General features: G+C 60.5%; 19 protein-coding genes. 12 read left to right on the top strand and 7 right to left on the bottom strand.

Annotation, left to right across the window (positions count from 1 at the left end):
* Positions 1-8 precede the first annotated feature (8 nt).
* Entirely contained in the window at positions 9-1,742 is a 1,734-nt protein-coding gene (locus NLX68_RS11870) for a hypothetical protein (protein WP_254284144.1), read from the top strand.
* Positions 1,739-3,025, top strand: coding sequence for a hypothetical protein (locus NLX68_RS11865; RefSeq protein ID WP_254284143.1), 1,287 nt, complete (start codon positions 1,739-1,741; stop codon positions 3,023-3,025). The genes NLX68_RS11870 and NLX68_RS11865 overlap by 4 nt, the downstream gene beginning before the upstream one ends.
* 41 nt (positions 3,026-3,066) lie before the next feature.
* On the opposite strand, the gene NLX68_RS11860 is transcribed toward NLX68_RS11865, so the two are convergent.
* Positions 3,067-3,687, bottom strand: a complete 621-nt coding sequence (locus tag NLX68_RS11860; RefSeq protein WP_010221800.1) for a TetR/AcrR family transcriptional regulator — start codon at positions 3,685-3,687, stop codon at positions 3,067-3,069.
* Positions 3,688-3,846: 159 nt separating this feature from the next.
* Here NLX68_RS11860 and dkgB point away from each other — a divergent pair, with 159 nt between their 5' ends.
* A complete protein-coding gene (gene dkgB, locus NLX68_RS11855) occupies positions 3,847-4,650 on the top strand; it encodes a 2,5-didehydrogluconate reductase DkgB (protein ID WP_254284142.1) in 804 nt (267 codons plus the stop codon).
* Here dkgB and NLX68_RS11850 read toward each other — a convergent pair.
* Positions 4,647-4,889, bottom strand: a complete 243-nt coding sequence (locus NLX68_RS11850) for a DUF2790 domain-containing protein (protein WP_254284141.1) — start codon at positions 4,887-4,889, stop codon at positions 4,647-4,649. The two genes, dkgB and NLX68_RS11850, sit on opposite strands and share 4 nt — an antisense overlap.
* 159 nt (positions 4,890-5,048) lie before the next feature.
* On the opposite strand from NLX68_RS11850, the gene NLX68_RS11845 reads away from it, so the two are divergent.
* Together NLX68_RS11845 and NLX68_RS11840 are read left to right on the top strand one after the other, a co-directional pair.
* Complete coding sequence (locus tag NLX68_RS11845) at positions 5,049-6,479, top strand: PLP-dependent aminotransferase family protein (protein WP_254284140.1); 1,431 nt, start codon at positions 5,049-5,051, stop codon at positions 6,477-6,479.
* Positions 6,480-6,581: 102 nt separating this feature from the next.
* Entirely contained in the window at positions 6,582-7,019 is a 438-nt protein-coding gene (locus NLX68_RS11840; RefSeq protein WP_254284139.1) for a carboxymuconolactone decarboxylase family protein, read from the top strand.
* 47 nt (positions 7,020-7,066) lie between these two features.
* On the opposite strand, the gene NLX68_RS11835 is transcribed toward NLX68_RS11840, so the two are convergent.
* From NLX68_RS11835 to NLX68_RS11825, 3 genes are all read right to left on the bottom strand, one after another.
* Entirely contained in the window at positions 7,067-8,497 is a 1,431-nt protein-coding gene (locus NLX68_RS11835; RefSeq protein WP_254284138.1) for a TIGR00366 family protein, read from the bottom strand.
* Between the two features lie 143 nt (positions 8,498-8,640).
* Positions 8,641-9,297: a CoA transferase subunit B gene (locus tag NLX68_RS11830; RefSeq protein ID WP_010221795.1), complete on the bottom strand. Its 657-nt coding sequence runs from the start codon at positions 9,295-9,297 to the stop codon at positions 8,641-8,643.
* Positions 9,298-9,326: 29 nt separating this feature from the next.
* Positions 9,327-10,025: a CoA transferase subunit A gene (locus NLX68_RS11825; protein ID WP_010221794.1), complete on the bottom strand. Its 699-nt coding sequence runs from the start codon at positions 10,023-10,025 to the stop codon at positions 9,327-9,329.
* 137 nt (positions 10,026-10,162) lie between these two features.
* Here NLX68_RS11825 and NLX68_RS11820 point away from each other — a divergent pair, with 137 nt between their 5' ends.
* On the top strand, positions 10,163-11,068 hold the full coding sequence (locus tag NLX68_RS11820) for a LysR family transcriptional regulator (RefSeq protein ID WP_254284137.1): 906 nt from the start codon (positions 10,163-10,165) through the stop codon (positions 11,066-11,068).
* Positions 11,056-11,883, top strand: a complete 828-nt coding sequence (locus tag NLX68_RS11815) for an aldo/keto reductase (RefSeq protein ID WP_254284136.1) — start codon at positions 11,056-11,058, stop codon at positions 11,881-11,883. The genes NLX68_RS11820 and NLX68_RS11815 overlap by 13 nt, the downstream gene beginning before the upstream one ends.
* A 91-nt stretch (positions 11,884-11,974) precedes the next feature.
* On the opposite strand, the gene NLX68_RS11810 is transcribed toward NLX68_RS11815, so the two are convergent.
* Complete coding sequence (locus tag NLX68_RS11810; protein WP_367949529.1) at positions 11,975-12,478, bottom strand: putative natural product biosynthesis protein; 504 nt, start codon at positions 12,476-12,478, stop codon at positions 11,975-11,977.
* A gap of 392 nt (positions 12,479-12,870) precedes the next feature.
* Positions 12,871-13,251, bottom strand: a complete 381-nt coding sequence (locus tag NLX68_RS11805) for a DUF2946 family protein (RefSeq protein ID WP_254284134.1) — start codon at positions 13,249-13,251, stop codon at positions 12,871-12,873.
* 268 nt (positions 13,252-13,519) lie between these two features.
* Here NLX68_RS11805 and NLX68_RS11800 point away from each other — a divergent pair, with 268 nt between their 5' ends.
* The 5 genes from NLX68_RS11800 (at position 13,520) to NLX68_RS11780 (ending at position 17,488) form a co-directional block, all read left to right on the top strand.
* Complete coding sequence (locus tag NLX68_RS11800) at positions 13,520-14,224, top strand: hypothetical protein (RefSeq protein ID WP_254284133.1); 705 nt, start codon at positions 13,520-13,522, stop codon at positions 14,222-14,224.
* Between the two features lie 64 nt (positions 14,225-14,288).
* Positions 14,289-15,959 (top strand): ABC transporter ATP-binding protein, encoded by a 1,671-nt coding sequence (locus NLX68_RS11795; RefSeq protein WP_254284132.1) that lies wholly within the window; start codon positions 14,289-14,291, stop codon positions 15,957-15,959.
* Positions 15,952-16,860 (top strand): cupin domain-containing protein, encoded by a 909-nt coding sequence (locus NLX68_RS11790; protein ID WP_254284131.1) that lies wholly within the window; start codon positions 15,952-15,954, stop codon positions 16,858-16,860. Before NLX68_RS11795 ends, NLX68_RS11790 begins: the two co-directional genes overlap by 8 nt.
* 2 nt (positions 16,861-16,862) lie before the next feature.
* On the top strand, positions 16,863-17,102 hold the full coding sequence (locus tag NLX68_RS11785) for a DUF2164 domain-containing protein (protein WP_254284130.1): 240 nt from the start codon (positions 16,863-16,865) through the stop codon (positions 17,100-17,102).
* Positions 17,099-17,488, top strand: a complete 390-nt coding sequence (locus NLX68_RS11780; RefSeq protein ID WP_254284129.1) for a nuclear transport factor 2 family protein — start codon at positions 17,099-17,101, stop codon at positions 17,486-17,488. The genes NLX68_RS11785 and NLX68_RS11780 overlap by 4 nt, the downstream gene beginning before the upstream one ends.
* The last annotated feature ends 37 nt before the right edge of the window (positions 17,489-17,525 follow it).

Genomic DNA, 17,525 nt, shown 5'->3' with positions numbered 1-17,525 from the left:
CATTGCCCATGGTCGTGAAAGCCAATAGCCAGACCTTCACCATCCTCGCCCAGGACCCGGCGGTGCGTAATGCCCGCGGCGAGCTGCTGTTCGCCCGGGTCAGCGTGCCGCGGGAAAGCCTCGGCCTGGGGCCCACCGGCTACCGCCTGAAGGTGGTCGACTTCGATGCCTCGCGCAACCAGCTGTATCACGCCCACGCCTACCAGCAGGACGCGGCCAGCGGCTGCATGATCGACCCCTTCGACCCGCCCGGCGAAGCGCTGCTGGGCAATCCGGCGTTCCATTGCCAGCACGTTTATGCGGTGGTCATGCGCACCCTGGCGCGTTTCGAGATGGCCCTCGGGCGCCGGGTTGGCTGGGGCTTCGATGGTCATCAGTTGCATGTGGTGCCGCATGCCTTCGTCGAAGCCAACGCCTTTTACTCACGGGCTGACCGGGCGCTGATGTTCGGTTACTTCAAGGGCCTGGACGGCCAGCATGTGTTCACCTGCCTGTCCCACGACATCGTCGCCCACGAAGCCACCCACGCGATTCTCGACGGTTTGCGCGGCGGCTTCATGAACGCCTCGGGGCCGGACCAGGCGGCCTTCCACGAAGGCTTTGCCGATGTCGTGGCCCTGCTGTCGGTGTTCTCCCTGCGTGAAATCATCGAGTTCGCCCTGACCAATGGCGGGCGCATCGAACTGACCGTGCAGGGCGACCGGCGCCTGCTCAATGGCGATCAGCTAAGCCCGCAGAACCTCGCCGAATCGCTGCTGTTCGGTATCGGCGAAGAGTTCGGCCAGCAGCTCGAAGGCCTGCGTGCCAATGCCCTGCGCCGCTCGGTGATGCTGCCGCCGTCGACCGATTACCTTAGCGGCGAGCAGTTTGCCGAGGCCCACAACCGTGGCGAAGTCTTTGCCGCCGCCATGCTGCGCAGCATGCTCGCCCTGTGGGTGGCGCGCCTGGGCGAGCTGGGCAATTTTGGCGACAACCTGTACAACCTGCGCGAAGTGGTCGCCGAAGGCGCCAAGGCCGCCGACCAGTTGCTGACCATCGCCATCCGCGCCCTGGACTACTGCCCGCCGCTGGACCTGGAGTTCGGCGACTACCTGGCCGCCCTGCTCACCGTCGATGCCCAGGTGGCTCCGGATGACTCGCGCTACGACTACCGGCTGATCATCCGCACCACCTTCGAAGCCTTCGGTATTGTCCCGCCAGCGGCGCGCACCGACAGTGACGGCTGCTGGCACGGCTTTGCCGACAACGACCAGGTGCAGTACCGCAACAGCCACTTCGACTCGATGCTGCGCGACGACGAAGAAGTGTTCCGCTTCCTCTGGGAGAACCGTGCGGTGCTGGGCATCGACGAGCGGGCCTACACCCAGGTGGTGTCGGTGCGCCCGAGCATCCGCCTGGGCACCGACGGCCTGCTGCTGCGCGAGAGCGTTTGCGAATACATCATGAAGGCCAACATCTTTGGCGCCGAGCTCAAGAGCGTGTGCAACATCAGCCCGCGCCCGGCCTGGATCAAGACCACCGACGCCCTCACCGTCTACGGCGCCGGCACGCTGATTTTCGATCAATACGGGCGCATCAAGTACCACGTCCAGCGCCCGCTCAATGACGGCCAGTGGCAGTTGCGCCGCTTGAGCTACCTGGCGGGCCTGGACAACGGCGAGCTGGACCTGCGCAACCCGCTGGCCCAACTGCACCGCCAGCGCGCCTGGCAGGTGGGCCCGCTGCGCGAGGAGCAAGCATGAGCCCGACCAGCCTGACCCTCTATGCCTACCAGGTCGGTTTTGGCGACTGTTTCCTGCTGCGCTTCAACTACCCCGGCGCAGTGCGCCGCCATGTGCTGATCGACTTCGGTTCCATGGGCATGCCCAAGGGCGTCGCCCAGGGCCAGCGCCTGCTGGCCATTGCCGAGGACATCAAAGCCAAGTGCGCGGGCAAGCTCGATGCGGTGGTCGCGACCCACCGGCATGCCGACCATATCAGCGGCTTTGCCACCAACCGCGCCGGCACCGCCAGCGGTGATGTGATCCGCAGCCTGGCGCCGGAGCTGGTGCTGCAACCCTGGACCGAACAGCTTGAGCTGGCTGAAGACGCCAGCGCCCCCGAACAACCCGGCTTGCTCGGCGCACGCAGCATGGCCCAGACCCTCAAGAGCATGAATGCCCTGGCCAGCACCGTGGTCAAGCTGCTCGATCAGGGCAAGCACGGGCTGTCCGAGGAGCTGACCCGGCGCCTGGGGTTTATCGGCGCAGACAACATCTCCAACGCCAGCGCGGTCAACAACCTGGCGAGCATGGGCACCCGCAACGCTTATGCGTTTTTCGGCAGCGAGGACGTCCTGGCCGAGCTGCTGCCCGGCGTGCGCACGCACATTCTCGGCCCGCCCACGGTCGAGCAGAGCGCCTCGATCCGCAAGCAACGCAGCCGTGACCCGGCCGAGTTCTGGCACCTGCACCGGCAACTGCTCGATGCCCAGGTCAACCCGCCGGACGACGATCAGGGGCCCTTTGCCGACTACCCGGCGATTCGTGGCAGCAAACTGCCCATGAGCAGCCGCTGGATCGCCCGACGGGTGCGCGAAGCCCGTGGCGAGCAACTGCTGCAGATCGTCACTGCGCTGGACAAGCAAATGAACAACACCAGCCTGATCCTGCTGTTCGAAGTGGCGGGCAAGAAGCTGCTGTTCCCGGGCGATGCGCAGATCGAGAACTGGAGTTATGCCTTGAGCCACCCGGACATTCGCCAGCTGCTGGCGGATGTCGACCTGTACAAGGTCGGCCACCATGGCAGCCTCAATGCCACGCCAAAAAGCCTCTGGGGTGGTTTCAACAAGCGGGGCAAGGCCGGGACGGCGCAGCGTTTGACCAGTGTGTTGTCGACCATGCCCGGCAAGCATGGCAACCCCGAGGCTGGCACCGAGGTGCCGCGGCGGCCGTTGCTGGAGGCGCTGGGCAAGGAGAGTGAGTTGCACAGTACCGATGGGTTGGAACCGGGAGCCTTGTATGAGGAGCTGGAGTTCAGCTTCTGACGGTCAGGGCCCTATCGCTGGCTTGCCAGCGATGCTTTTGATCAGGGCTCCAACCCGATACCCCTGAGGATCACACTGGTCACCGTCTGCACCGCCCGCTCGAACTGCAGCTCCGACAATGGCTGGTGGTCATTGAGCAGCCCCACCTGGTGACTGAAATCCGCATAGTGCTGGGTCGAGGCCCAGATCATGTACAGCAAGCCCGATGGCTCCACCGGCAGGATTCGCCCATCCTCGATCCACTGGCGGATCTTCGCCTCCTTCATCTTCGCCCAGTCGTACAGCGGGTCATCCAGTGCTGCGCCAAGGTTCGGCGCGCCATGGATGATCTCGTTGGCCCAGACCTTGGAGCCATGGGGCCGGGTGCGCGAATGGTTCATCTTGGCACGGATGTAACTGCTCAGCACAATGCGTGGATCGTCGTACAGCTCGAAGCACAGGGCATCCTGTTTCCACACATCGAGCAGGCCGAACAGCACCGCCTGGTACAGCTCGGCCTTGGTGCTGAAGTAATAGTGCACGTTGCTGCGCGGCAGGTCGGCGGCCTCGGCGATGTCGGCCATGGCCGTGCCGGCGAAGCCTTTTTCAGCAAAGACCTTTTCGGCGGCAAGAAGAATATTGTCAACGTTGCGTTGACGAATGCTGAGCTTGTGCTGGGCCATGGGCGAATCCGCTGCGACTGACCCTGCAAGGCTACCACTGCCGGGGCATTCGTGCGCTGCAGGCAAAAAGGTTGTGCCGCGATGGGCATTTTTCTGCGTGTGCACAGTCGCAATACTGCACGCCTTGTTTATCAACGCCCGCACTGGAGGAACCCGCTAATGACTATTCCCGCCCTCGGCCTCGGCACCTTTCGTCTCAAGGATCAGGTGGTAATCGATTCGGTGGCCACCGCCCTGGAGCTCGGTTACCGCGCCATCGATACCGCGCAGATCTACGGCAACGAAGCCGAAGTCGGCCAGGCCGCGGCCGCCAGCGGCATCGCCCGTGACCAGCTGTTCATCACCAGCAAGATCTGGACCGAGAACCTGGCCGCCGACAAGCTGATCCCCAGCCTCAAGGACAGCCTGAGCAAGCTGCGCAGCGACTACCTGGACCTGACCCTGATCCACTGGCCATCGCCCAAGGGCGCAGTGCCCGTCAGCGAGTTCATGGGCGCTCTGGCCGACGCGCAACAACAGGGCCTGACCCGGCAGATCGGGGTGTCCAACTTCACCATCGACCTGCTGCGCCAGGCCATCGAGGTGGTCGGCAAAGACGCCATCGCCACCAACCAGGTCGAGCTGCATCCGTACCTGCAGAACCGCACGCTGGTGGACTTCATGCACAGTCAGGGCATTGCCGTGACCTCGTATATGACCCTGGGCTACGGCAAGGTCCTGCAAGACCCGGTGATCCAGCAGATCGCCGCGCAACACCGTGCCACCCCGGCGCAGGTGACCCTGGCCTGGGCCATGCAGCAGGGCTATGCGGTGATCCCGTCCTCGACCCGGCGCGAGAACCTGGCCGGCAACCTCAAGGCCCGCGAGCTCAAGCTGAGCGATGAGGACATGGGCAAAATCGCCGCCCTCGACAGCGGCCTGCGCCTGACCAGCCCCGAGGGCCTGGCGCCGGCCTGGGATTAACCGCGGTCGGTGCAGACCCGGGCCAGTTTCAGGTACTGCAGGTTGTGTTGCTGGCCAGCCGAGTCGACGTAGACCATGCTGGCCAGCACCACATCGCAGGTGTCGCTGGCCGGTTCGCTCAACTGCAGCACCCGGGCGACATCCAGGGGCATGCCATAGTGGTAGACCGGGGCCGGTGTGGCGGCCAGGGCCGTCGCCGCCAGCAACAGGCTCAGACCCGGCAGATAACGCAGGCTCATGGTGATTCTCCTGTGCACGCAAGTGGTTCGCCGCCGTGCCGGTGAACCTCGACCTTTTGAGTGTGGCGTGCCGCGGGCATTGGCGTTGCGCCGGGGGATCAACGGCGCCGAATCAGGTAACCTGAGCAGCAGACCAACGCCTGCGGACGCACCCCCACCATGGAACTCCATATCAGCCTGCAAGGCCGCAAGGGCCTGGCCGAGCAGCTTTACCAGCAGTTGCGCGACGGCATCGACAGCGGCCGCCTGGCCGCCGGCACACAACTGCCGCCCAGCCGCCTGCTGGCCGAACAACTGAGGGTGTCACGCAAGACCGTGGCCGAAGCCTATTCGCGCCTGACCTATGACAACCTGCTCAGCGGCCAGGTGGGCAAAGGCACCTTCATCACCCCGGCCACGACCCGCAGCCCCTCGCCTATCGCCAGCATCCCCCTGGCCAGCGCCGCGACCCTGGCCAAATGGCGAGCCCGCGCCAACCCGCTGGCGGACCTCAAACTGCCCACCCTGCGCTACGACTTCATCGGCGGCGCCTCAAGCAAGGTGCAGTTCCCCTTCGATGACTGGCGCCGCTGCAGCCAGTACGCCCTGCGCCAGATCCGCCACAGCAGCGCCCGCTACAGCGCCCATCAGGGCCTGCCAGAGTTGCGCGAGGCGATTGCCCGGCATATCGCCTTTGCTCGCGGCGTGCGCTGCAGCAGCCAGGATGTGCTGGTGTGCAACGGTGCCCAGCAAGCCCTGGACCTGATCGCCCGGGTGCTGATCGAGCCCGGTTGCCAGGTGGCCATGGAAGACCCCGGCTACACCCCGGCGCGCCAGTTGTTTCTGGCCCAGGGCGCCGAACTGCAGTGCGTGCCGGTCGACGCCGAGGGCATGTGCGTCGAGCAGATCGCCCAAGGCACGCGGCTGATCTATGTCACCCCGTCACACCAGTTCCCGCTGGGCATGCCGATGAGCCCGGCGCGGCGCCAGGCCCTGCTGGAGCGCGCGGCACAGCTTGGCGCGATCATCATCGAGGACGACTACGACAGCGAGTTTCGCTATGAAGGGCGGCCCACCGACTCGTTGCAAAGCCTCGACCGTCATGGCCTGGTGGCCTATGTCGGGACCTTCTCCAAGACCCTGCTGCCAGAACTGCGCCTGGGTTACTGCATCGCCCCTCAAGCGCTGCGCGAAGCGCTTTGCATTGCCAAGCAACTGACCGACTGGCACACCCCGACCCTCAACCAATGGGCCCTGGCGCAGTTCATCAGCGAAGGCTCGTTGCAAAAGCACATCCGCCGCGTGCACGAGGTCTATGCCGCGCGCCGCGAACGCATCCTGGCACGTCTGTACGGCGACCTGGCACCGTGGTTCGAGGTGGTGCCGGCCACTGCCGGTTATCACCTGAGCGCCCTGGCCAAGGGGGATCTGGATGTGGAATTTCTCATCAGCATGGCACGCAAGGTCGAGGTCGGCCTGTATTCACTGGCGCCCTTCCATGCCCGGGTACCGGTGCGCCAGGGCTTGTTGCTGGGCTTTGGCGCCATCGATCGGCTGGACATCGACCCGGCCCTGGACCGGTTGCGCGACGTCCTCGAGGCCCTGGGCTGATTGGCCTCCTGACAAAGGGCAAAATTGGCTATTCGAGCTGGCCCGACCTGGCGCTAAGGTAGCGCCATCGCCGCCTGTCGCGGACCTTACCGGAGAGCAACAATGAGCAACCGTATCGAATGGGCCAAACACGCCCCCGAGGCTTACAAGGCGATGGTCGGCCTGGAAATGGCCCTGGGCAAGTCGGGTCTTGAGAACTCGCTGCTGGAGTTGGTGCGCCTGCGCGCCTCGCAGATCAACGGCTGCGCCTACTGCGTCAACCTGCACGCCAACGATGCCCGCAACAGCGGCGAAAGCGAAGCGCGCCTGCAGACCCTGAGCGTCTGGGACGAGACCGCATTCTTCACCCCGCGCGAGCGGGCAGCACTGGCCTGGGTCGAAAGCCTGACCCGCCTGCCCGACCAGCGCGCCCCGGAGCACCAGTACCGCGCCCTGCTCGAGCACTTCAGCGAAGCCGAGGTGGTCAACCTGACCCTGGCCATCGCCACCATCAACGCCTGGAACCGTTTTGGCGTCGGCTTTGCAATGATCCCAAGCTGATCTGGGTTTGGACACAGGCTGTGGGAGCGGGCCTTGCAGTGTTTCAATCAACCCGCCGGGGTCGGCATCACCGGTGGCGTGTACTGCAAGGTAGTGCCGAGGATCCACAGCAGGAACAGCACCAGCGGCACGTGCACCAGCAACTGCACGAACGAGAAGCCGATCAGGTCGCGGGCCTTGAGCCCCAGCACGCCCAGCAGCGGCAGCATGTAGAACGGGTTGATCAGGTTCGGCAGCGCCTCGGCGGCGTTGTAGATCTGCACCGCCCAGCCCAGGTGGTACTGCAGGTCATTGGCCACCAGCATCACGTAGGGCGCTTCGATGATCCACTTGCCGCCACCCGACGGAATGAAGAACCCCAACACCGCCGAGTACACGCCCATCAACAAGGCGTAGGTATCGTGAGTGGCGATCTGTACGAAGAAGGTCGAGATATGGTGCGCCAGGCTTTGTGCATCGGCGCCCTGGACCTGGATCAGGATCGCCGCGATCGAGCCGTACAGCGGGAACTGGATCAGCACCCCGGTGGTGGTCGGCACCGCCCGGGCCACTGCGTCGAGAAAGCTGCGCGGACGCCAGTGCAGCAAGGCGCCGGTCATGATGAACAGCAGGTTGTAAGTGTTCAGCCCGGAAATCGCAGTGATCGCAGGTTTGCTCGAGAATTCGTTGTACAGCCAGCCGGCTGCCAGCGCCACCAGCAACAGGATCAGGATCGGGCTGTATTCCAGCCACTCGCCCGGGCGGGTGCGCTGGGGCGGCGGCGGCGCCGAGAAGCTCGGGTCGACGCCACAGGCTTCGGCGCTGCGGGCGCTGCTCGGGCCGGGTGCGGTGGCATAGGCCACGACCAGCGAGACCACCACCAGGGCGGCGAGCATCACCCCCGACTGCCAGAGGAAGATGGTTTCGGTGAACGGGATCACCCCGGTAATCGCCAGGATCGATGGCGGCAGGCTGGCCGGGTTGGCCTGCAATTGCGCGGCCGAAGACGACAAGCCCAGGGCCCAGACCGCGCCAAGGCCCAGATAGGCGGCTGCGCCGGCAGCACGGTAGTCCATTTTCAAATCGCTGCGGCGCGCCAGGGCGCGGACCAGCAGGCCGCCGAACACCAGCGACAGGCCCCAGTTGAGCAAGGACGCGACCATCGAGATCAGCGCCACCCAGCACACCGCCGAGCGACCGTTCTTGGGGATTCGCGCCAGGCGGTCGATGAGCTTGACCGCAGGCGGCGAGCTGGCCACCACATAACCACCGATAACCACGAAGGCCATTTGCATGGTGAACGGGATCAAGCTCCAGAAACCGTCACCGAAAGCCTTGGCAGTGTCGGTGGGCTTGGCGCCCATGGCAATGGCGGCGAGCGCTACCAGCACCACGGCCAGCGCGGCGAACACCCAGGAGTCGGGGAACCAGCGTTCGGCCCAGTTCGAACAACGCAGGGCAAAGCGGGCGGAGCGGCTGTCTTGAATATCAGCGGCCACGGAAATTTCCTTTTATTGGCTTTATCGAAACGGCACAAGGCCCCATCGCTGGCAAGCCAACCCCCACACGGTCGTCTGTACACCGAACCTGTGGGAGCTGGCTTGCCAGCGATGAGGCCAGCAAGGTCTACACGAAACTCAAATCAGAAGGTCATCTCTTTGACATCGTCCGCCACAATCAACTTGCCAGCGGTCTTCTCGATGATCTCTTCAACCGACACCCCCGGCGCGGTTTCGCGCAGGATGAAGGCGCCGTTTTCGATCTCAAGGTAAGCCAGGTCGGTCAGCACCTTGCGGATGCAACCGGCACCGGTCAGCGGCAGGCTGCAGCGCGGCAGCAGCTTGGACTCACCGTCCTTGGAGGCGTGGGTCATGGTGACGATGATGTTGTCGGCACCGGCCACCAGGTCCATCGCACCGCCCATGCCCTTGACCAGCTTGCCGGGGATCATCCACGAGGCGATATTGCCTTCCACGTCCACTTCAAAGGCGCCCAGCACAGTGAGGTCGACGTGACCGCCGCGGATCATGGCGAAGGACTCGGCCGAGTTGAAGATCGAGGCACCCGTGCGGGCGGTCACGGTCTGTTTGCCGGCGTTGATCATGTCGGCGTCCAGTTGCCCTTCGGTTGGGAATTCACCCATGCCGAGCAAGCCGTTTTCCGATTGCAGCATCACGTCCATATCGGTCGGGACGTAGTTGGCCACCAGGGTCGGGATGCCGATGCCGAGGTTAACGTAGTAGCCGTCCTTGAGTTCGCGGGCTACGCGTTGTGCCATTTGTTCGCGGGTAAGTGCCATGGTCAGGATCTCTTTATTGTTCTATCGGGTCAGGCTTTGACGGTGCGTTTTTCGATACGCTTCTCGAACGTGCCGACGATGACCCGGTCGACATAGATGCCCGGGGTATGGATTTCGCTCGGCAACAGCACGCCCGGTTCGACGATCTCTTCGACCTCGACCACGGTGATCTTGCCGGCGGTGGCGGCCAGCGGATTGAAGTTCTGCGCGGTGTTGCGGTACACCACGTTGCCGTAGTGGTCGGCCTTCCAGCCCTTGACGATGGCGAAGTCACCGGTGATGGCTTCTTCGAGGATGTACTTGCGGCCGTTGAACTCGCGCACTTCCTTGCCGTCGGCCACCGGGGTGCCGTAGCCGGTGGCGGTGAAGAAGGCCGGGATCCCGGCGCCGCCGGCGCGCATCTTCTCGGCCAGGGTGCCTTGCGGGGTGAGTTCCACTTCCAGCTCGCCGCTGAGCAACTGGCGCTCGAACTCGGCGTTCTCGCCGACGTAGGAGGCGACCATCTTGCGGATCTGGTGGTCTTCGAGCAGCACGCCCAGGCCAAAGCCGTCGACACCGCAGTTGTTGGAGACTACGGTCAGGCCCTTGACACCACGGCGCTTGATTTCGCCGATGAGGTTTTCCGGGATGCCGCACAGGCCGAAACCCCCAGCCAGTACCGTCATGTTGTCGGTCAGGCCTTCAAGAGCCTGTTCATAGGTTGCTACGCGCTTGTCCAGTCCGGCCATGCTGATCCGCCTTTTGTAGTTGTTGATCCGACAGGGGTGTCGGCGAGCGTTTGCGCCATCTTCACCCCTGGGCACTTATTTGTTAATTTTGTTTTTATGATCGTTTAATAAATTTTCCAAAACAATAGTCCAGTCCGATGAACGTCAAACAGTTGCGCGCTTTCGTTACCGTCGCCAAGTACCAGAGCTTTGCCCAGGCGGGCGAACGCCTGCACCTGTCGCAGCCGGCCTTGAGCCTGACCATCAAGGCCCTGGAGGACAACCTCGGCGGCGCCCTGCTCAGCCGCACGACCCGCAGCGTCAGCCTGACCCCGGAGGGCGAAGTGTTGCTACCCCTGGCGCGGCAACTGCTGGCCGACTGGGACAACACCGAAGAACTGCTGCGCCAGCGCTTTACCCTGCAGCTTGGACGGGTGTCGATTGCGGCCATGCCGGCCTTTGCCGGTAACCTGCTGCCAGCGGCGCTGAAGGTGTTTCGCCAGCGCTACCCACGGGTCAACGTCACCGTGCACGATGTGATCAACGAACAGGTGCTGGAACTGGTCCGCCACCGACGCGTCGAACTGGGCATCGGTTTCGAGCCTGAAGCCAGCGAGCCACTAAGCTTCAAGCCGCTGTACCTGGACCGCTTCGTCGCCGTGGTACCGGCCGACTCGCCGCTGGCGCAACAGGCCCAGGTGAGCTGGCGCGAACTGCTGGCCGAAGACTTCATCGCCCTGCAACGCCCCTCGGCAGTGCGCTTGCTGCTCGAACAGCACCTGGCCGCTGAACACGGCAAGCTGGCGGTGGCGTTCGAAAGCCACCAACTGTCGACCATTGGCCGTATGGTTGCCAACGGCTTGGGCGTGAGTGCCGTGCCGGCGCTGTGCATCGGCCAGATGCAGGAGCTGGGCGCGCGTTGCGTGCCGCTGGTGGAGCCGAGTATAGAGCGGCGCATTGGCGTCACGATGTTGGCCGACCATAAACTCTCGGCAGCGGCCCAGGCGCTGCTGGACGTATTGCTTGAACATATCCGCCCACAGGAGGTGACATGCGTACCGTGAAACTTGCCGAACACAACGTCCCGGCCATCGGCCAGGGCACCTGGTACATGGGCGAAGACCCGGGCCGGCAGCCCGCCGAAGTCGCCGCCTTGCAGCACGGCATCGAGCTGGGCCTGAGCCTGATCGACACGGCCGAGATGTATGCCGAAGGGGGTGCGGAAAAGGTCGTCGGCAAGGCCATTGCCGGGCGTCGCGACCAGGTGTTTCTGGTCAGCAAGGTGTACCCGCACAACGCCAGCCTCAAAGGCATTCCGGCAGCTTGCGAACGTAGCTTGCAACGCCTTGGCACCGATCATATCGACCTGTACCTGCTGCACTGGCGCGGCCAGTACCCGCTGGCGGAAACCGTCGAAGCCTTCGAGCGCTTGCGCGTCGAGGGCAAGATCGGCCGTTGGGGGGTGTCCAACTTCGATGTCGATGACCTGCGCGAGCTGTATCAGGTGAGCCGCGATTGCGCCGTCAACCAGGTGCTGTACAACCCGGCCCAGCGCGGCATCGAATACGACCTGCTGCCCTGGAGCCACAAGCGCCAGCTGCCGACCATGGCCTACTGCCCGCTGGCCCAGGCCGGGCGCTTGCTCAAGCACCCGACCCTGGCCGAGATTGCCGAGCGCCATGGCGCGACGCCGGCGCAGGTGAGCCTGGCCTGGGGGATTCGCCAGGACGGTGTGATCGCCATTCCCAAGGCGGTGAACCTTGAGCATGTGCGCCTGAACGCGGCGGCGGCCAACCTGGTACTCAGCCATGAAGACTTGCGGGCGATAGACCGGGCCTTTGCGCCGCCGACGCGCAAGCAGCATCTGTCGATGGTTTAAGGTACTTCTCAGCACCTCGTCGCTGGTGACCCAGGGTATCGGCTTCATCATCGTGGGTTATCCGCCGACGAACCAGGAACCAGCGGCACATTTATCCAGGTACGGGTAACCATCGACGAAAACCGGCGCCGCCCCTACCCGTCAGCGGACTCCAGGAGAAGTTCCAGGGGGGCGCAGGTAGCCCTTCACTGTCATCGATAACCGCCTTCCCCCGCGCCCCCGCCTTCCACTCGATAATCAGCGTCGACATCGGCTGCCAGGCAAGCACCAGTCCCCGGGCCTCGGAAACATCAGTGGCCACCCACATCGCAGCGGCCGCCACCATGAAAGCTTCAATATGCTCGGCCGTCACACGGTCGCGGTAGGGTGAAGTCAACAGCCAGCGGCAAACGCTTACATAGTAGGTCCAGTCCAATGCTGGATGATTCCGATAGGCCCAGATCATGAAGCGCCGAAACAGCTCAAGGCCTTCTGGCGGATCGACTTTCAAAAGTCCCGGGCATATATCGAAGAGTGTGTGCCAGTACGGCAACAAACCTGCGTCCAGACGCACGAAACTGCGGGCATTGCAGGGGTAGTCCGGAAATGGCAGCAAGCCCCCCCTGCTACACGAGGAACGGTAACGAACGCCCTTTGAAGCTGCCAACACGGGGACAGTTCCGGAGTTCAAAGCGCGAGGCATCTCGTGCTTCCCTCCAGAAGTAATGGTTGTGCACGCAAGCTTGCGAGACAGCGCCCGGTCACCAGCCCATCTTGTGCAACGTGCCGCACCAAACGGTTGCGAATTCTTGAAAACCGCTCAATAGCGATCGACAGCTTCCTGACTTCCATGCCAGGGCCCTCCAGCCAACAGTCCCGATTTTTTAGTGCACGTGACGTTGCCGGGCCACCAACGTCCGGAGTATCAGACGTGGCAGACAGCGGGCATGCGCGCACTCTCCTGGGAACCAGGCGTAAACCGGCCCCAGCAAACAACCGCAGGTACGATCAGCGTGGAGACGCGCGAGGATTGGCCGAAGGCCATGAATAGCGGGGAGGAGGCTCGAAGCGTAAATCACGGAAAAAACGCCGACGGGACACCCTGGACAATAACCCTGCCAGTCCGATCAGAAAGAGCACGCTGAGGAAGTTGGCCACGCAGCATGGGCAAACATACTGGCCGACCCCACTGTTATCGGACATCAAGGCGATGCCCTTGTTCTCAAGCGCTGAGGTATCTGTGCTGGTAGTGCAAAAACCACCCCCTATGCTGTTGAGTCCCAGGCCAAGCATTTGCCCGTGGCCCAGGCCACAGCAAACTACATTGAACAGGACGCTGAAATACAGCGCCCAGGCAATAAGGGGACGTCGCGATGGAGGCAGGTTCATGGCGGCGACTCTAGCACCGAAATTCACCCGGTAGAAGCCTGAAGCCCAGGGAAAGAACCCCTTGCCTGCGACATTCTACCGCACCCCCTGCGGGCTCCAGCAGAATAGGTGTACGGGGTACCCGTCTGCGGCAGATTGTCGCACTGAAGGTTTTTTTTCACGCTTGCTAGCATCCACTCGTTGAATGCAGACAAGCCATTATTCTGCACTTGCAAGTTCCGGCTCTGTGTTAACAAAAACAAATCACTCGAACACCCAGGAGTTACAAATGTTGCAACAACGGATGCTGAGCCAGGTCAACCATGGGCCACTGAAAGTAGCTTCCTTGCACGATGTTCTTCAGTACCAGAACAGCGACATTACCTTGAAATTCTGCAAGGAGTGGGACGTCAGCCGAAGCGAGGCGGATGATATTTTTACAGAGACCAAAAAATTCCTCTATCTTGCCGCACATTGCCAAACCGAGTGCTTTACAGTTTCCATCTACCAACCGCTTCAAGTTATTGATGAAATGTGGCACACGTTTCTTCAATTCACCGACCAGTATTACCACTTCTGCGAGCATTACATGGGAGGCTTCCTTCACCACTTCCCCTTTACCAGGACCATGTTGCAGCAGGAAATAAAAAGTGTCTCGCTGGCCGGCACAAGCTTTGAAAAATACAAAAAAGAAGCGTTCCTGGCACAAATCAACAAAACCAAGGAAATTCTCGGGGACGAGACCATCATCAAATGGTATGGGGAGTATGCGCACCACTACAGCATTGACCGACTCAATGCACTTCGCAAACCCCTGGCGGCAAGCGAAACCAGCCGGCATAGTGAAAACCTAATCTCCGCTGAAGTACTCGCCATGCCCAAGGAGCAGATTCTCAAGTTCATCATGGATAGACAATCCATTGTCAGTGTCACCTGTGGATGCTCTGGCAAAGGCTGCGGCGCCGGTTGCGCGTGCAACTCTGGGCACGTCTGACACGCGTCAAGCCCGCCGACGGCGGGCTACTGATATCCAGGCAACCGTATCATCAGGGACGATCATGACCCCACTTGAAAAACGCATATTACAAGGAAGCACATACAGGCAATTGCTTGTGGCTTCATTAACCTTGCTTGCCTCTTTCCTATTCATCTCTTTCGGCCTTCTGGTCAAGTACGCTGTTGATCATCCAGCGTTCTTCGCCAGCACCACGGGCATTGTGACATTTTGTGGTTACTTTCTGACCATCCGTCTGGCTATGCCGCTGACCTATGCGCTCATTGAACTATTCGTACACAACTATTGCGTCGAATCCGAAGCTGCGCTACGGACTGACGGATTCGCACACATCAGCTATCTTTACGCCGAAGACCTGGAAGCCGGTAGCAAACGTGAGCTGGTCGCAGTCTTCGACTCAGCAATGGGCTCTGTTGGCAACTACATCAGAACTGTATGGAGCGACAGCTTACCCATCATCTTCCAAACCCTGTTCATTATTGGCTCTGTCTCTATCTACCTGGGAAGTGCTACCGCCATGGCCTTTTCAGCGGTCGTGGTCGCTTATGTCATTATCGTTATCAAGATGACCAGCGCTCGTTTTCCCTTGATGCGCAACGTTGCACTGTCTCAAAAGAAAATGACCGCAACACTTCATGAGCTGTGCAGCGTACACCTGGCGGGAAAGGTATATAACACTGTTGGGAGAAGCCGCCACCGTTACCGGGCTTCGCTGGAGCGCTACACCAGCGCCCAACGCAACATCAGAAATGAATTCTTCAGATTCGGAGCACTCACCGCCGTACTTTCAGTTACCGGCAGCAGCATTGTTCTCGTTACCGCTTCATCGAGTTTTTTTGCCGGTGAGATTTCCCTCGGCAGTCTCATCATGTTAGCGACCTTTCTCTTCCAGGTCTTTCTACCGCTCAACCGAATGGGCGTCCTTTGGCGTACCTTGAACAAGGCGCGCATTGACTTTCAATTACTGGACGAGGCGCTATCGAGTTACTCACGGCATGGCCCACCCACTATTGCCCCCCCCCCGCCTTGCACGGGGCTGTCCATCCAGTTGAACGATATTGGCAAACGCAAGGGCAAGCACATCATTTTTTCCGCGCTGAATGGCGAAATCTCCTTCCGCCCTGGCCTGCCTACCCTGCTGTGCGGCAAAAATGGAATTGGCAAAACATCGCTTGCTCGCATGATTTGCGGCGTTGACAAACCGGAGAGCGGCACCTTGTACTTCAACGCCATTGCCGTCAACGAAAATGAGTATGGTTGCAGCCGTAATGGCGTCACGTTCTGCGCGCCGTCCTTCGCGTTGCTGAATGACACCGTTCAGCACAACATCACGTTTTTCCTTGAGACGTTCAACGAAAGGACATTTCATGACCTGGCTGACAAACTAGGGTTCGACAAATGCCTGACGTCTGTTATTGGCGAACAAGGACGAAACCTGTCAGCCGGTGAGCAGCAAAAGCTCAACATCATCATATCATTGCTCAGTGAAGCAAAACTCCTGGTCCTGGATGAGCCCACTACCCATCTCGACCCAAACGCTGCCGCAGCATTTAAAGAAATCATCTCGGCATGCGCCACGACTGCCCATGTGCTCATCATCACTCATGATCATGACTTTATTAATGCATTCCCAGGCGCCGAGATCCTGAATGTCGGTGAGCACACCATCAGCCCTTCCAATACCACCACACCACAGGCTCTTCGTCATGGATGACATGCATTTCGGACTGGACGACATTGACACATTTATCCAAACCGCCTTTCAACAGGAACCTTACATTTTCAAGTCGGTCAGCGGCTATGACTTGCTCGACTGGCAAGACATCAACCATCTCCTCGAACAGGATTTCTTGGACTACCCACGCATTCGCCTTGCCAACGACAGCAATCCAGCCATACGTGGTTATAAAGGGTTTTTGACCTATAGCACCACCGTGACCGGCGAGCTCTCTGCGCACATTAATCGCTACAACTTGCTCAAAAACCTGCAATCCGGAAGCACGCTGATCATTGACAGGTGCCATGCCTTTCTCCAACCCGTCAGGGAGGCGACACACTATATCAGTGAAAAACTAAGGTGCCGCGCCAGTGCAAATGTCTACTGTGCCTGGAGCTCAACACCCAGTTTTGGCAAGCATTTCGACAATCACGACGTTATCGCAATCCAGATTGAGGGAAGCAAGAGGTGGGATATCTATCCCCCCACACTCCCCTATCCACTACTTACCGACAAAAGCTTCGATCATACGCCCCCACACGGTGAGCCGATCATGTCTGTCACACTCTCACCCGGCCAGGCTATCTATCTTCCTGCAGGGTACTGGCATAATGTCTCAACCGTGAGTGATCGTTCGCTGCATTTATCGTTCCCCATCGTCAGGCCCAAAAAAATTGATGTGATCAAAATGGTTCTTGAATCCCTTGAGAAATACCCTCAACTCAGGGCACCTGTATCATACTGCAGTAACAGCATGGAAAATGCTGAAATCCACGAACTCATCAATGCCTGCCTTTCAGAGATAAATATCGATGACTGGGAGTCTGCCATCGTTGACGACTGCATGCAGGGAAGATATATTAAATTCAACCTGCCCAGCATAAGGACTCGAGACTAGGAATGTCAAAAATCAACGTATCAACTGCCGACCAGGTTCACATCCGCGAACAGCTAAAACACTATTGCCTGAGCCAGTTCGATCTGCACTTAGGTCAATTTGACGCCGACTTCTTTGCTGACTTTATATCTAAACAGATAGGCCCGATCTTCTTTAATGCCGGCATCGAGGAAGCGATTAGAACGCACGCTTTTTTTAGTGAGCGGATACAAGAAGAAATCGATTTGAAGAGGATACTTTGAAGATCGCCTCCCGCCTTCAGCTTATGAGAAAAGAGTGGTATCACGCCTTCTACGCTCTCGACATCCAACAGCTTGACTACTTAGAGGCCGAATGGTTCTTCTCGACCAATGGAAGCAAGCTGATGTACAAAAAAAATCAGTTGCAAAAGCTTGGTTTGCTCAAACGCCAAAACCCCTCGGCTTTTTCGGCTTTGCACAGGGAGGAGCGGGAGGTGGTGACTCGGGAACTCGGTAACCTTGCGACGGTCAGTGGCGTTGCCATCGTCAAGGGCGCGGAAGGTACAAAATGCGTCAGCTTTATCGAGAACTGGATAAAGATCAATGACGCCTGGAAACTGCAGTTTCTAACGTTCGAAGAGGATCAATTTACCTTGGACGCACATTAGTTCCTCTCCTTGAACCGAGTCCCTACCCTGTTTCATG

Source organism: Pseudomonas sp. SBB6 (genome assembly GCF_024213215.1).
In the GTDB taxonomy this organism is placed as follows: Bacteria; Pseudomonadota; Gammaproteobacteria; order Pseudomonadales; family Pseudomonadaceae; genus Aquipseudomonas; species Aquipseudomonas donghuensis.
The sequence above is the reverse complement of the archived record's forward strand: the minus strand, read 5'-3'. Positions and strand labels throughout refer to the sequence as shown.